The 13,862-nt window shown below is 72.1% G+C and carries 13 protein-coding genes; 10 read left to right on the top strand and 3 right to left on the bottom strand.

What is annotated here, in order from left to right; all coding sequences use genetic code 11:
- Nucleotides 1–51: 51 nt before the first annotated feature.
- Entirely contained in the window at nt 52–1,383 is a 1,332-nt protein-coding gene (locus B4K29_RS09485) for an adenosylmethionine--8-amino-7-oxononanoate transaminase (RefSeq protein ID WP_286967137.1), read from the top strand.
- 13 nt (nt 1,384–1,396) lie between these two features.
- Entirely contained in the window at nt 1,397–2,104 is a 708-nt protein-coding gene (gene bioD / locus B4K29_RS09490) for a dethiobiotin synthase (protein WP_286960449.1), read from the top strand.
- 27 nt (nt 2,105–2,131) lie between these two features.
- Here bioD and clpB read toward each other — a convergent pair whose 3' ends face one another.
- Nucleotides 2,132–4,696: an ATP-dependent chaperone ClpB gene (gene clpB / locus B4K29_RS09495; RefSeq protein WP_286960447.1), complete on the bottom strand. Its 2,565-nt coding sequence runs from the start codon at nt 4,694–4,696 to the stop codon at nt 2,132–2,134.
- Between the two features lie 233 nt (nt 4,697–4,929).
- On the opposite strand from clpB, the gene B4K29_RS09500 reads away from it, so the two are divergent.
- From B4K29_RS09500 to cls, 5 genes are all read left to right on the top strand, one after another.
- On the top strand, nt 4,930–6,165 hold the full coding sequence (locus tag B4K29_RS09500) for an inorganic phosphate transporter (protein ID WP_019284995.1): 1,236 nt from the start codon (nt 4,930–4,932) through the stop codon (nt 6,163–6,165).
- A 12-nt stretch (nt 6,166–6,177) separates the two neighbouring features.
- A complete protein-coding gene (locus B4K29_RS09505) occupies nt 6,178–6,483 on the top strand; it encodes a hypothetical protein (RefSeq protein ID WP_019284996.1) in 306 nt (101 codons plus the stop codon).
- Nucleotides 6,484–6,494: 11 nt separating this feature from the next.
- Nucleotides 6,495–6,887, top strand: coding sequence for a DUF3349 domain-containing protein (locus B4K29_RS09510; RefSeq protein WP_029210811.1), 393 nt, complete (start codon nt 6,495–6,497; stop codon nt 6,885–6,887).
- Nucleotides 6,888–6,926: 39 nt separating this feature from the next.
- On the top strand, nt 6,927–7,238 hold the full coding sequence (locus B4K29_RS09515; protein ID WP_019284998.1) for a DUF3349 domain-containing protein: 312 nt from the start codon (nt 6,927–6,929) through the stop codon (nt 7,236–7,238).
- Nucleotides 7,239–7,321: 83 nt separating this feature from the next.
- Nucleotides 7,322–8,818, top strand: a complete 1,497-nt coding sequence (gene cls, locus B4K29_RS09520; RefSeq protein ID WP_239261250.1) for a cardiolipin synthase — start codon at nt 7,322–7,324, stop codon at nt 8,816–8,818.
- Here the strand turns inward: cls and B4K29_RS09525 are convergent.
- Nucleotides 8,710–9,402, bottom strand: coding sequence for a hypothetical protein (locus B4K29_RS09525; protein ID WP_286967139.1), 693 nt, complete (start codon nt 9,400–9,402; stop codon nt 8,710–8,712). The two genes, cls and B4K29_RS09525, sit on opposite strands and share 109 nt — an antisense overlap.
- A 64-nt stretch (nt 9,403–9,466) precedes the next feature.
- On the bottom strand, nt 9,467–10,579 hold the full coding sequence (locus B4K29_RS09530; protein ID WP_286967140.1) for a PHP domain-containing protein: 1,113 nt from the start codon (nt 10,577–10,579) through the stop codon (nt 9,467–9,469).
- Between the two features lie 149 nt (nt 10,580–10,728).
- Between B4K29_RS09530 and B4K29_RS09535 the strand changes: the two genes are divergently transcribed.
- From B4K29_RS09535 to B4K29_RS09545, 3 genes are all read left to right on the top strand, one after another.
- On the top strand, nt 10,729–11,256 hold the full coding sequence (locus tag B4K29_RS09535; protein WP_029210813.1) for an O-acetyl-ADP-ribose deacetylase: 528 nt from the start codon (nt 10,729–10,731) through the stop codon (nt 11,254–11,256).
- Complete coding sequence (locus B4K29_RS09540; protein ID WP_286967141.1) at nt 11,253–12,023, top strand: carbon-nitrogen hydrolase family protein; 771 nt, start codon at nt 11,253–11,255, stop codon at nt 12,021–12,023. The genes B4K29_RS09535 and B4K29_RS09540 overlap by 4 nt, the downstream gene beginning before the upstream one ends.
- Nucleotides 12,024–12,173: 150 nt before the next feature.
- Complete coding sequence (locus B4K29_RS09545; protein ID WP_286967142.1) at nt 12,174–13,862, top strand: substrate-binding domain-containing protein; 1,689 nt, start codon at nt 12,174–12,176, stop codon at nt 13,860–13,862.

Raw genomic sequence — 13,862 nt, forward strand, 5'->3', positions numbered from 1 at the left:
CCCGCCGTGGCACCACCCCGGTCGGGCCGGGTGCGACGCCATACTGGCGTCATGAACACTGTTCAGGAGACGCCCTTGGTCGCTTGGGACCGGGATCACCTCTGGCACCCCTACTCGACCTTTCCCGCCATCACGGCGCCTCACCTCGTGCGCTCCGCCGAGGGGGTGCGGCTGCGGCTGGACGTGGACGGCGAGACCCGCGAGGTCGTGGACGCCATGTCCTCCTGGTGGTGCGCCATCCACGGGTATGCCGTCCCGGAGCTCGACGCGGCCGCGCACGACCAGCTGGGCCGGATGAGCCACGTGATGTTCGGCGGGCTGACGCACGAGCCCGCCATCCGCCTCGGCCGGCGGCTGGTCGAGCTCGCCCCACGTGGTGGCGGCGACGAGTCCCCGCTCCAGCACGTCTTCCTCGCCGACTCGGGGTCCGTGGCCGTCGAGGTCGCCCTCAAGATGGCCTGGCAGCACCACGTCGCCCTCGGCCGACCACGCCGGCGGATGTTCACGATCCGCGGCGGCTACCACGGCGACACCTTCGCCCCGATGAGCGTGTGCGACCCCGAGGGCGGCATGCACTCGCTGTTCACCGGCGTGCTGCCCGAGCAGGTCTTCGCGCCGCGCCCACCGGGCGGCCTCGACCGGGACGGCAGCGATCCCGCGATGGTGGCCTGGGAGCGGGAGACACGCAGGCTGTATGCCGAGCACGCCGCCGACGTCGCGGCGGTCGTGGTCGAGCCGATCCTGCAGGGCGCGGGCGGGATACACGTCTACAGCCCGTACGCCGTGCGGGTGCTCGCGTCGCTGGCCCGCGAGTCGGGCGCGCTGCTCGTGGTGGACGAGATCGCGACGGGCTTCGGCCGCACGGGGACGCTGTGGGCCTCGGACCGGTGCGGGATCGTGCCGGACATCATGACGGTCGGCAAGGCCCTGACCGGCGGCTATCTCACGCTGGCGGCGACGCTGTGCACCAGCGAGGTGGCCCGCACGGTCAGTGGCGGCGCGGCCGGGGCGCTGATGCACGGGCCGACGTTCATGGGCAACCCCTTGGCGTGCGCCGTCGCCCTCGCCTCGCTGGACCTGCTCGAGGCCCGCGGCTGGGCGTCCGAGGTCGCCCGCATCGAGCGGGGGCTGCGCACCGGGCTCGCACCTGCTCGATCCCTCCGCCACGTGCGGGACGTCCGGGTGCTGGGCGCCGTGGGCGTCATACAGCTGGACGAGCCCGTCCGGGTCTCCGAGGTGACCGCGGCTGCCCTGGACCGGGGTGTCTGGGTGCGGCCGTTCCGGGACCTCGTCTACACGATGCCGCCCTACGCGTGCTCGGAGGCCGAGGTCGCCACCATCACCCGCGCGCTGGTCGAGGCCGTCGCGCTGGCGCACGGCTGAGAGGCTGATGGCCATGAGCACCGAGAGCACCGCCCCCGTCATCGTCGTCACGGGCACCGGCACCGACGTCGGCAAGACCGTCGCGACGGCGGCCCTCGCCGTCGGGTTCCGCGAGCAGGGCCTGCGCGTGGCCGTGGTCAAGCCCTGCCAGACGGGGGTCGGGCCGGATGAGGACGCTGACCTGGCCGAGGTGCGCCGGCTCGCCGGTGAGCTGCAGACGCACGAGCTGGTGCGCCTGCCCGAACCGCTCGCGCCGGACACGGCCGCCCGGCACGCCGGCATCGACATCCCGCCGGTGCCGGTCCTGGCGTCCCAGGTAGCCCAGGTGTCGCGGCGCGCGGACGTCGACCTGGTCCTCGTCGAGGGTGCCGGTGGGCTGCTGGTCCGGCTCGACCTGGCCGGTGGCACCCTGGCCGACCTGGCACTGTGCGTCCAGGAGCTCGGCCTGCGGGTCGGCGTCGTCGTGGTGGCCACCGCCGGGCTCGGCACCCTCAACCACTCGGCGCTGACGGCCGAGGCGTTGCAGCTGCGCGGCCTGGACTGCCTGGGGTTCGTGATCGGGTCGTGGCCCGAGCACCCCGACCTGGCCATGCGGCTCAACCTGGAGGACCTGCCGGAGGTGACCGGCGCACCCCTGCTCGGTCGGATCCCGGCCGGGGCGGGGTCGTGGGACGCCCAGACCTTCCAGGACCGCGCCGGCGCCTGGTTGCCGATCTTCTAGAGCCGCAGCGACCTAACCAGGGGCGCGTCAGCGCAGGGTCAGCGCGTCGGCGTCACCGTCGCGGTCGACGACCACCGTCTGCCCGTCGCGGACGTCGCCGCCGAGCAGCGCCTTGGCGAGGCGGTCGCCGATCTCGCGCTGCACCAGCCGGCGCAGCGGTCGGGCGCCGTACGCCGGGTCGTAGCCGGTGAGGGCCAGCCACTCGCGAGCCGCGTCCGTCACCTCGAGGGTGATCCGGCGGCCGGACAGGCGACGCCCCATCTCCTCGACCTGCAGGCCGACGATGTGGCCGAGCTCGTCCCTGGACAGCGGATCGAAGATCACGACCTCGTCCAGGCGGTTGAGGAACTCCGGCTTGAACGCCGTCCGCACGGTCGCCATGACGGCGTCGCGCTTGGCGATCTCGTCCAGCGTCGGGTCGACGAGGAACTGCGACCCGAGGTTGGAGGTCATCACGAGGATGACGTTGCGGAAGTCGACCGTCCGCCCCTGCCCGTCGGTGAGGCGACCGTCGTCGAGGACCTGCAGCAGGATGTCGAAGGTCTCCGGGTGGGCCTTCTCCACCTCGTCGAGCAGCACCACGCTGTAGGGACGACGCCGCACGGCCTCGGTCAGCTGCCCGCCCTCCTCGTAGCCGACGTAGCCGGGAGGCGCGCCCACGAGGCGAGCCACCGAGTGACGCTCGGAGTACTCCGACATGTCGATGCGGACCATGGCGCGCTCGTCGTCGAAGAGGAAGTCGGCGAGCGACTTGGCCAGCTCGGTCTTGCCGACGCCGGTGGGGCCGAGGAAGAGGAAGGAGCCGGTCGGACGGTCGGGATCCGCGACCCCGGCCCGCGAGCGCCGGACCGCGTCGGACACGGCCTGCACCGCCGCGGCCTGGCCGATCAGCCGCTCGCCGATGACCTCCTCCATGTGCAGCAGCTTCTCGGTCTCACCCTCGAGCAGGCGGCCGGCGGGGATGCCGGTCCACGCGGAGATGACCTCGGCGATGGCGTCGGCGTCGACCTGCTCCTGCACCATGGGTCCGCCTGCGGCGACCGCCGAGACGGCCGCCTCGGACTCGGCGGCCTGAGCCGCCTCGACCTCACGCTCGAGGCGGGGGATCTCGCCATACATGATCGGAGCCGCATCGTTGAGCCGGCCCTCGCGGACCATCATGTCCGCGCGCGAGCGTGCCTCGTCGAGCTGAGCCTTGAGCTCACCGACCCGGTTGAGGCCGGCCTTCTCGGCCTCCCAGCGGGCGTTGAGACCCGCGAGCTCCTCGCTGCGGTCGGCGATCTCCTTGCGGAGCCGCGCCAGCCGCTCGCGAGAGGCGTCGTCGGTCTCCTGCTCCAGGTGCAGCTCCTCCATCTTGAGGCGGTCGACCTGGCGGCGGAGCTCGTCGATCTCGACGGGCGAGGAGTCGATCTCCATGCGCAGCCGCGACGCCGCCTCGTCGACGAGGTCGATGGCCTTGTCGGGGAGCTTGCGGCCGGTGATGTAGCGGTCGGACAGCGCGGCCGCGGCCACGAGGGCCGAGTCGGAGATCGCGACCTTGTGGTGCGCCTCGTAGCGCTCCTTGAGCCCACGCAGGATCGCGACGGTGTCCTCGACGGACGGCTCGCCCACGAAGACCTGCTGGAAGCGCCGCTCCAGGGCCGAGTCCTTCTCGATGTTCTCGCGGTACTCGTCCAGGGTGGTCGCGCCGATGAGCCGCAGCTCGCCGCGGGCCAGGAGGGGCTTGAGCATGTTGCCCGCGTCCATGGACGAGTCGCCGGAGGCGCCGGCGCCCACGATCGTGTGGATCTCGTCGATGAAGGTGACGATCTCGCCGTCGGACTGGCGGATCTCGTCGAGGACGGCCTTGAGCCGCTCCTCGAACTCGCCGCGGTACTTGGCCCCGGCGACCATCGCACCGAGGTCGAGGGAGATGAGCCGCTTGTTGCGCAGGCTCTCCGGGACGTCCCCGGCGACGATGCGCTGGGCGAGGCCCTCGACGACGGCCGTCTTGCCGACGCCGGGGTCCCCGATGAGGACGGGGTTGTTCTTGGTGCGCCGGGACAGGACCTGCACGACGCGGCGGATCTCGGAGTCACGGCCGATGACCGGGTCGAGCTTGCCGTCGCGGGCCACCTGGGTCAGGTCCGTGCCGTACTTCTCGAGGGCCTCGAAGGTGCCCTCGGGCGTCGCGGACGTGACCTTGCGGCCGCCACGGACCTGGGGGATCTGCGCCTCGATCGCGTCGGGGTCGAGGCCGAAGCGTCCGGCGCGGGCGACCGCCGCCAGCAGCTGGTCGGTCGAGATGTAGGTGTCGCCCATCGCCGCGGCCGCGTTGCCGGCCTGCTGCAGGACGGACGCGGTGGCCTGGGAGGCCCCGGGGGTGCTGGTGGACCCGGACACGGTCGGGAGGCCGGCGAGCACCTGGGCGGCGGCGCGGCCCACGGCCTGCGGGTCGGCGCCGGACGCGGTGATCAGCGGTCCGGTGGTGGTGTCCTGCTGGCCGAGCAGGGCGAGCAGGAGGTGGGCGGGCTCCACCTGCGCGTGGTGCGCTGCGGTGGCGTCGTGCACGGCCGCGTTGACGGCCTCGGCCGACTTGGTGGTCAGCTCCATGTGGGGCGGCTCCTCTAGTGGGACGGACAAGGGGTGTATGCCGGAAGGCCCGGCCTCACCTGGTGCAACCTCGACAGAGTTGAGCCTATTCCGCTCAACCCTGAATGCGTCGGCCACCGAGCCGTTCCGACGGCCGAACATCGTGCGACATCAGGGTGAACAGCTGGTGACTGCACGCCGCGGCGTCAGGCCCCCGGTTCGCGGTCGTGGTTTCGCGCCGCACAATAGGTCCCGTGGACGTTTCCCTCATCCTCCTCGTGCTGGTGGTCATCACGGCTCTGGCCTTCGACTTCACCAACGGCTTCCACGACACCGGCAACGCGATGGCGACGTCCATCGCGACCGGTGCCCTCAAGCCCAAGACCGCGGTCGCCCTCTCCGGCATCCTCAACCTCATCGGCGCCTTCCTCAGCGTGGAGGTCGCCCTCACGGTCACCAACGCCGTCATCAAGATCCAGAACAAGGACGGGTCCCCGATCACGACCCTCATGGCCGACCACGGCCAGGCGCTCCTGCTCATCGTGCTGGCGGGCCTCATCGGCGGCATCGTCTGGAACCTCCTGACCTGGCTCCTCGGCCTGCCGTCCAGCTCGTCGCACGCGCTCTTCGGCGGCCTGATCGGCTCGACCATCGCCGCCATCGGCTGGGCCGGCGTCAAGTGGAACGGCGACGGCAGCAAGCTCGACGGCGTCGTCGGCAAGGTGATCATGCCGGCGCTCCTGTCCCCCGTGATCGCCGCCGTCATCGCGGCGTCCGGCACCTGGCTGATCTACAAGATCACCGAGGGCGTCAACGAGCGGTGGAAGGAGTCCGGCTTCCGCTGGGGCCAGATCGGCTCGGCCTCGCTCGTCTCCCTGGCCCACGGCACCAACGACGCGCAGAAGACCATGGGCGTCATCACCCTGGCCCTCATCGGCTACGGGTCCCACACCGACACCCACTCCGTGCCCTTCTGGGTCAAGTTCTCCTGCGCCGTCGCCATCGCGCTCGGCACCTACCTCGGCGGCTGGCGCATCATCCGCACGCTCGGCAAGGGTCTCGTCGAGATCGCCTCGCCGCAGGGCATGGCGGCCGAGTCTGCGTCGGCCGCCGTCATCCTCACCTCTAGCCACCTGGGCTTCGCGCTCTCGACGACGCACGTCGCCACCGGCTCGATCCTCGGCACCGGCATCGGCAAGAAGGGCGCCGAGGTCCGCTGGGGCGTCGCGGCCCGCATGGTCGCCGCCTGGCTCATCACCCTCCCCGCGGCGGCCGCCGTGGGGGCGATCATGTGGTTCATCGGCCACGCCCTCGGCGGGCTCCTCGGGGTCATCACGATCTTCGCCATCCTGTGCGGCCTCGCCGGCTACATGTACCACCGGTCCCGCCAGGCGCCGGTCGACCACAACAACGTCAACGACGAGTGGGACGCCTCCGGCGTGCCGGCCGAGACGGCCGACGCGCTCGCGTCCTCGCGCTCGGCTCGCTGAGAGGAGTTCGTCATGCTGCACAACCTCGGGCTGCTCTTCGACGCGGCGTGGAAGGTCCTGGCCGTCGGGCTGCTCCTCGGCGCCGGACTGCCTGCCCTGTTCGCCCTCGGGATCCGGTCCATGGCCTACGGCGTGGGAGGCGCGGCCGAGATCGACACCACGGCGTCGCCGCACCCGGTCGGCCGAGCCCTGGGCATCCTCTGCTTCGCCCTCGTGGCGGCAGCCGTCCTGCTCGGCATCACCATCATCGTGGCGTCCGGCTTCGGCAAGTCCGTCAGCTTCGAGCACATCTTCCCCGTGCTCGTCGACAAGCACTGATCGCCTCCCCGATGACCACCAATCCCTTCACCCGACTCCTCGGCTGGTTGCGCGGCGGCTACCCCCAGGGCGTCCCGCAGTCGGACTACGTGGCACTCTTCGGCATCCTGCACCGCGACCTCACCGAGACCGAGGTGGCCGAGATCGCCGTCGCCCTCCGCAAGGACCGCGGCGTCCCCGACTCCGAGATCAGCCGCGAGGAGATCGCGGCCGGCATCCGCCGCGTCGCGATGGAGAAGCCCTCCGAGGAGGACATCGCCCGGGTGGCCGGCCGGCTCGCCGCTGGCGGGTGGCCGCTCGCGACGGGGGCGGCCGCGGCCGAGCCGGTCGCCCAGCACGACCCGCACGCCCAGCACGACCCGCACGACGACGCCGTCGGCAACCCGTCGCCCGGCAGCGGCTGAGGCCATGATGGAGAGCCCCCGATCTCTGAGGAACCGGCCATGACCTCGTTCATCGAGCGCGCGCTCAACTGGCTGCGCGCCGGCTACCCCGGCGGTGTCCCCGACACCGACTACCAACCCCTGCTCGCGCTGCTGCGCAGACGGCTGACCGACGACGAGGTCGACGAGCTCGGTCAGGAGCTGGTCCGTCGTGGCATGGTGCCGGCGGGCAAGATCGACGTGGGCGTCGGCATCACGAGGGTCATCGACGAGCTCCCCACCGAGGAGGAGATGCACCGCGTCGGCGAGCGCCTGCGCGAGGGCGGCTGGCCCGTCGACCTCGACGAGGCACGGCGACGCCGCGAGGAGTGACCCGCTGACGCAGACCCCACCCCCCACCACCTCGCGTGCCAGACTCGGCACGCGAGGTGGTCCTGCGTCCGGAGGAGGTGAGCATGGACTGGTGGCTCGGCTGGTTCGCATGGTTCGACTGGCCACCCACGCCGGGCAACCTCGGCGTCGAGCTGCTGGTGCTGCTCGACCTGGCGTTCCGCGTGGTGGCGGCCTCGGTCGTGTCCAACAACCGCCGGCCCTCGAGCGCCGTGGCCTGGTTGCTCGCGATCTTCTTCATCCCGTTCCTCGGGCTCTTCGCGTTCATCCTCATCGGGTCGCCCAAGCTGCCCCGCCGCCGCCGCAACAAGCAGCGCCGCGTGTCGGAGGTGATCCTGCAGCGCACGGCCGACATGGACACCCAGGGGCCGGACTCGGCGCCGCCGTGGCTGGAGCCCCTCGCCCGGATGAACCGGCGACTCGGCGCCATGCCGATGGTCGCGGGGTCGGACGCCACCGTCGAGACGGACTACGTCCGGTCGCTGGAGATGATGGCCGAGGAGATCGACCTCGCCCGCGAGTACGTCCACGCCGAGTTCTACATCCTCAGCCTCGACGAGACGACGACACCGGTCTTCGCGGCCCTCGAGCGGGCCGTGGCCCGTGGGGTCGAGGTGCGGGTCCTGTTCGACCACCTGGCCTCCCTGCGGATCCCGGGCTACCGCCGGACGATCAAGCGCCTCGACGCCATAGGTGCCCAGTGGGCCCGGATGCTCCCGTTCACGCCGTTCAAGCGCGAGATCCTGCGCCCCGACCTGCGCAACCACCGCAAGCTGCTCATCATCGACGGCGCCGTGGGCTACATCGGCTCGCAGAACCTCATCGACGCGCGCTACGGCAAGCGGCGCAACCGCCGGCTCGGGCGCGAGTGGATCGACATCATGGCGCGCTTCACCGGACCGGTGGTGCTCGAGCTGGACGCGGTCTTTCGCACCGACTGGTACTCCGAGACCGACGAGCTCCTCGACGTCGGCTCCACGCAGGGGCTCCCGGAGGTGCGGGCGACCGGCGACCTCTACGCCCAGTGCGTGCCCAGCGGCCCGGGCTTCGAGGCCGAGAACAACCTCAAGCTGTTCAACGCCCTGATCTACAACGCCCTGCACTCGGTGCGCATGATCAGTCCCTACTTCGTGCCGGACGAGTCGCTGCTGATGGCGGTCACGACCGCGGCCCAGCAGGGGCTCAAGGTCGAGCTGTTCGTGTCGGAGCAGGGCGACCAGTTCCTGGTGCACCACGCCCAGCGGTCCTACTACGAGATCCTGCTGGACGCCGGCGTGGAGATCTGGATGTATCCCCAGCCCTACGTCCTGCACGCCAAGACCCTCACGGTCGACGGCCAGACCTCGGTCATCGGGTCGTCCAACCTGGACATGCGCTCGTTCACCCTCAACCTCGAGGTGTCGGCCCTCGTCGAGGGGCGCGAGTTCGCCCAGGACCTGGAGGCCTTCGAGGATCAGCTGCGGTCCCGCTCGCGCAGGCTGGACCTCGCGGAGTGGAGACGTCGGCCGTGGCACGAGCAGGTCGCGGACGGCTTCTGCCGCCTCACCTCCGCGCTCATGTGACCTGCCGTATGCCGGGGTGGAGAGGGCTCAGACCACGTCGACGAACACGGGTTGGTGTAGAACCACGTGTCGGCCCAGGGGTTCCCGGCGTCCGGGGTCCCGTCGTGCGGGACCGGACCGTGGGGATCGACGGCGGCCCCGAGCGGGCCGACGCCGTGGCGGTTGCCGTCGCTGCCGCGCAGGCGCAGGTAGCCCGAGTGCTCCGCGACGAGCTCGAGGCGCAGCGTGACGGGTCCGCGGCGGCCGCCGGTGTCCCAGGTGCGCACCACGCGGGTGCCGGGCGCCCGCCAGGTGTCGCGGTCGGTCGCGGGCCCGGTGACCCTCCCCTGGATCACGTCCACGTGCGCGAGCTGCGGCAGGATCCCCCAGGCGTTGCGATAGGTCGTGGGGTGGACGGTGACCGTCAGGGTGATGCTGGAGCCGCGGCGGACGCGGATGCGGCCGCCGAGCGTGGCGCTGACCTGCCGGCCACCCGCATGGCCGCGACCGCGACCCGCCGGTCCGCCACCGGTGACCTCGACCTCGACGCGGTTGACCAGGTGCCCGTGGTCGACCCAGCTGCGGCCCTCGCGCAGGGCCTGCATGACGGCGCGGTAGCTGCGACGCTCGACGCCCGTGTGGTTGCGGCTGAACTTACCGGGCCAGTAGTCACCGCCCCCCTGGGGATCGGCGGTGGGGACGGGGTCGGGGCGACGGCCCAGGGTGTCGAAGGTCTCGCCGGGCGGGTACGCGCCGACCGTGGTGCGGTCGCGCGACTCGTTGTGGTGGTCGGAGTTGGTGGTGATCCAGTAGGGCCTGGCCCTCGGCCAGCAGGGAGTTCCAGAGGCCACCGACGACCGAGCTGGCCCAGTCGAAACCGCCCCTCGTGCGATAGGCCTCGAGCGGGTAGCCCGGCCAGGAGTAGGCCGAGGGCGCGTTCTCGTACTCCCCGCGCTGGTAGCCGGGCGCCCGGTTGGTCCCGAAGGCACCCGCCTGTGCCCCCGGGGCCCCCTCCATGCCGATCATGATCTCGGGGGCGGCGTCACGCCAGGCGCGCAGCTCGTGCGGCGAGTCGATGCCCAGCCGCAGCGGGTGGTTGGCGAGGACCAGCACGTCGTCGACGACGCCACGGCGCCGTTCGGCCGCGAGCCATCGCAGCGCCTCGACCGCCTTGGCCTCCCACTCGGCGACCTGCGGGGTCCCGGGGGTGGGCTTCTCCCACCGGTTGAGCTTGCCGTCCCACAGCCTCTCGAACTGGCGCAGCAGATCGGCGTCGTTGTCGCCGGGCGCGACCATGACGGTGCAGTGCTCGGCCGCCGGGATGTACCACTCCAGGCCCTGGTAGATGAGCAGGTCGGGGTACTGGCGCCGCATCCGCTGCAGGACCTGGCGCTCCAGGTGCGCGCCCTTGTCGTGGTGCCCGACGTTGGAGTGCTCGGTGAACACCATCCAGTCGACGCCGAATTCGTGGGCCCGCGCGACCTGCGTCTCGACGAGGTACTTCGCGTCGTGCGAGAACACCGTGTGGACGTGGTGGTCGCCGACGAGCCAGTCGTAACGGTCGTGGCGCGGCCGCCGCCCGGCGGGTGCGGCACCGGCGTCCGGCGCCGCGAGGACCCCGGGCAGCAGACCGGCTCCGAGAGCCGCGGCCCCCGCGGCCCCCGCGGCCGTCAGGACGCTGCGATGGCTCGCACCCGTGGCGGTCGGGAGGGGCGTGACCGGCTCGTCCCAGACGTGGGGAAGCGGCTGATGGTCCTGCTGGGGGGAGCCGTCGCGGCACATGTCACGGGCCTCTCTGCTGGCAGCGGGTTCTCCAGGACGCTAGGTGGCCCAGGCGTCCAGGCCGGCCCTGGACGGTGAACGCCGCGCGACCGCTGCGGGACGGGGTGGTTCCGGGGCCGCCCGGCGACCGCCGTCGTAGGCTGGGAGCCATGGCTGGCATCGAGATCGTGCAGGGCGACATCACCACCCAGGCGGTGGACGCGATCGTCAACGCCGCGAACTCCTCCCTCATGGGTGGCGGTGGCGTGGACGGGGCGATCCATCGCGCCGCGGGGCCCACGCTGCGCGAGGAGTGCCGTCACCTGCGGGCCACGGACTACCCCGAGGGCCTGCACGTCGGTGACGCCGTCGCCACGGGCGCGGGCGACCTGCCCTGCCGCTATGTCATCCACACCGTCGGCCCCAACCGGCACGAGGGACAGATCGACCCCCGGCTGCTGGCGTCGTGCTACACCCGCTCGCTGGACGTCGCGCAGCAGCTGGGCGTCCGGACGATCGCCTTCCCGGCGGTGAGCGCGGGCGCCTATGGCTGGAAGGTCGCCGACGTCGCGCGCATCGCCCTGACGACGGTCGCGGCTCACTCCCGGGACGGGATCGACCTGGTGCGGTTCGTGCCGTTCGACCCCACGTCCTACACCGCGTTCGAGGCCGCCTGCGTCGGGCTGGGGCGGTCGTGAGGCGCTGGCGCGTCGCGGCCGGGCAGCTCGCCAGCACCGACGACAAGCAGCACAACCTCGAGCAGGCCTGCCGCCTGGTGGCCGAGGCTGCGGAGGCCGGCGCCCGGCTGGTCGTCCTCCCCGAGGCGACGATGATGACCTTCGCCGTGCCGCTGGGCCCGCACGCGGAGCCCCTCGACGGCCCCTTCGCCGAGGCCCTGCGCGAGGCGGCGCAGCGGCACGAGATCACCGTGGTGGCAGGGATGTTCGAGCCCGCCGACGACGGGCGGGTGCACAACACCCTCCTGCTCACGGGGCCGCACGCGGAGGCCACCTACCGCAAGGTGCACCTGTTCGACGCCTACACCACGACGGAGTCCGAGACGGTCGCTCCGGGGTCGGGCTACGTCAGCGTGGAGGTCGACGGCGTTCGCGTGGGGCTGGCGACCTGCTTCGACGTGCGCTTCCCGGACCAGTTCACCGAGCTCGGCCGAGCGGGCGTGGAGCTCGTCGCGCTGCCCGCCTCCTGGGGCGACGGTCCGGGCAAGGCGCAGCAGTGGGACCTGCTGACGGCCGCACGGGCGCACGACTCCCAGGCCTGGTTGGTGGCCGCCGGACAGGCCTGGCGGCCCGACTCCGTCCGGAAGCCCCTTGGCATCGGGCGCAGCGCCGTCGTCGACCCGACGGGTGCCGTGCGGGCGCGACTCGGTGGGTCGCCGGACCTGCTGGTGGTCGACGTCGACCTGGACCTGGTCGAGCGCACCCGGGCCCAGGTGCCGATCCTGTAGGGCCGTGCGGGTCGGAACGGCACACCCACGGTGACGGATCCGCCGACCTTCATCACGCAGCGTATCCGGTTACGACGCTTGGGCCTTCACCTGCACGCCTGAAGACGGCAACCCGGGCGCCGGCTGCCCCCCCTCGGCTACATTGCCGCCATGGGACGCCACTCTGCCCCGCGGACCGTCCCCAAGGTCGCGGTCCTCGCCCTGCCCATCGCTGCCGTCGTCGGCATCGCGGGGGCGGCCGCACTGGTCAACGACGACTCACCCGGGGACGCCGCCGCAGGCTCGACGTCACCGCGCACCGGCCTGTCGGCCTGCTCCTCGGTCACGCCGATGCGCGTCACCACCACCGAGGAGCTGGCTCCCGTGCTGGGCCAGGTGACCCAGCGGCAGGAGACGCGCGGCGACGACTGCATCGACTACACCGTCGACGTGCAGAGCTCGTCCGCGACCGCGTCCGGCCTCATGAGCGGGGCGGACGACCGCACGCAGGTGTGGATCCCCGACTCCAGCCTGTGGGCCGAGCGCGTCACGTCCGCCGCTCCCAGCACCAAGCTCGACATGGGGCCCGTCGTCGCGACGTCGCCGGTCGTCTTCGCCATACCGCGCGGCGCCGCCGGCACGGCGCGCCCCGGACCGCTCACGTGGTCCCAGCTGATCGCGCAGCGCGCCGTCCCCCTCAAGGTCGCGAGCCCGGAGCGGAGCACCCCGTCCCTGCTCGCCCTGCTCGGCGCCAAGCAGGCCGTCGCCTCCTCGCCGCAGGACGCCCGAGCGCTGCAGGGTCTCCTGCTGACCCTGTCCCGCAGCACGGTCGACGAGGCCGACCTGAGGCGACAGGCCCTGACGCCGGCCGCGTCCGCGCCTGCCTTCCCCACCTCCGAGCAGCAGCTCGCCCACCTCAACCAGGCCAACCCCAAGACGCCGCTGCGGGCGATGACCCCCAGCGACGCCACGCCCCAGCTCGACTACCGCATGGTGACCGTGGCCGGCAAGAACGCCCCGTCTGCGGCCGCCGTCGCCAAGCTGCAGGACGCCCTGGCCGACGCCCAGTCGGTCGACGCGCTCCGCAAGGCGGGGTTCCGGATCGGCGAGTCCGACGGCCCCGACCTCGCCGGTGTGCCCGCCAGCCTCCCCAAGGTCATATCGACACCGCGCGCCAGCGACGCCGACACCGCCCTGCGCACGTGGGTCACCATGTCCCGACAGACCCGCATGCTGGCGGTCATCGACACCTCCGAGTCGATGAAGAAGCCAGCGATCCCCGGCATGAACCGCCTCCAGCTCGCGTCCGGGGCCGCGCTCAAGGCCCTCGAGAAGTTCCCGCCGAGCAGCCAGATCGGCCTGTGGACCTTCGACCTCGCGCACGCCTCGCAGCCCAAGGACTGGGTCGAGCGGGTCCCGATCAGACGCATCGACGCGACGGCGGGACCCCTGACCCAGCGTGAGGCCCTCGCGCGCTCGGCGATGGGCCTGCAGTGGCAGCGCGCCAACGGCACCGCGGTCCACGACACGATCTGGGCGGGCTACCAGCAGCTGCAGCGCACCTACCAGCCGGACTACGCCAACGCTCTCGTGCTGCTGACGGACGGCAAGAACGAGGACCCCAGCTCCATCAGCGAGGCGCAGCTGATCGCCAACCTGAGGCAGGCCGGCAAGGACAGCGCCCGGCCGGTGCGGCTCGTGCTGATCGCGATCAGCCAGGACGCGAATCTCGGTGCGCTGCAGCGCATCGCGGCCGCGGTCCCCGACGGTCAGGCCTACGACGCTCGTCGGCCCGAGAACATCTACGCCATCATGCAGACCGCCCTGACGACGCGGGAGATCGCCGCGCCGGCCCAGTAG

This window comes from Arsenicicoccus sp. UBA6765 (genome assembly GCF_002453335.1).
Lineage (GTDB): Bacteria > Actinomycetota > Actinomycetes > Actinomycetales > Dermatophilaceae > Arsenicicoccus > Arsenicicoccus bolidensis.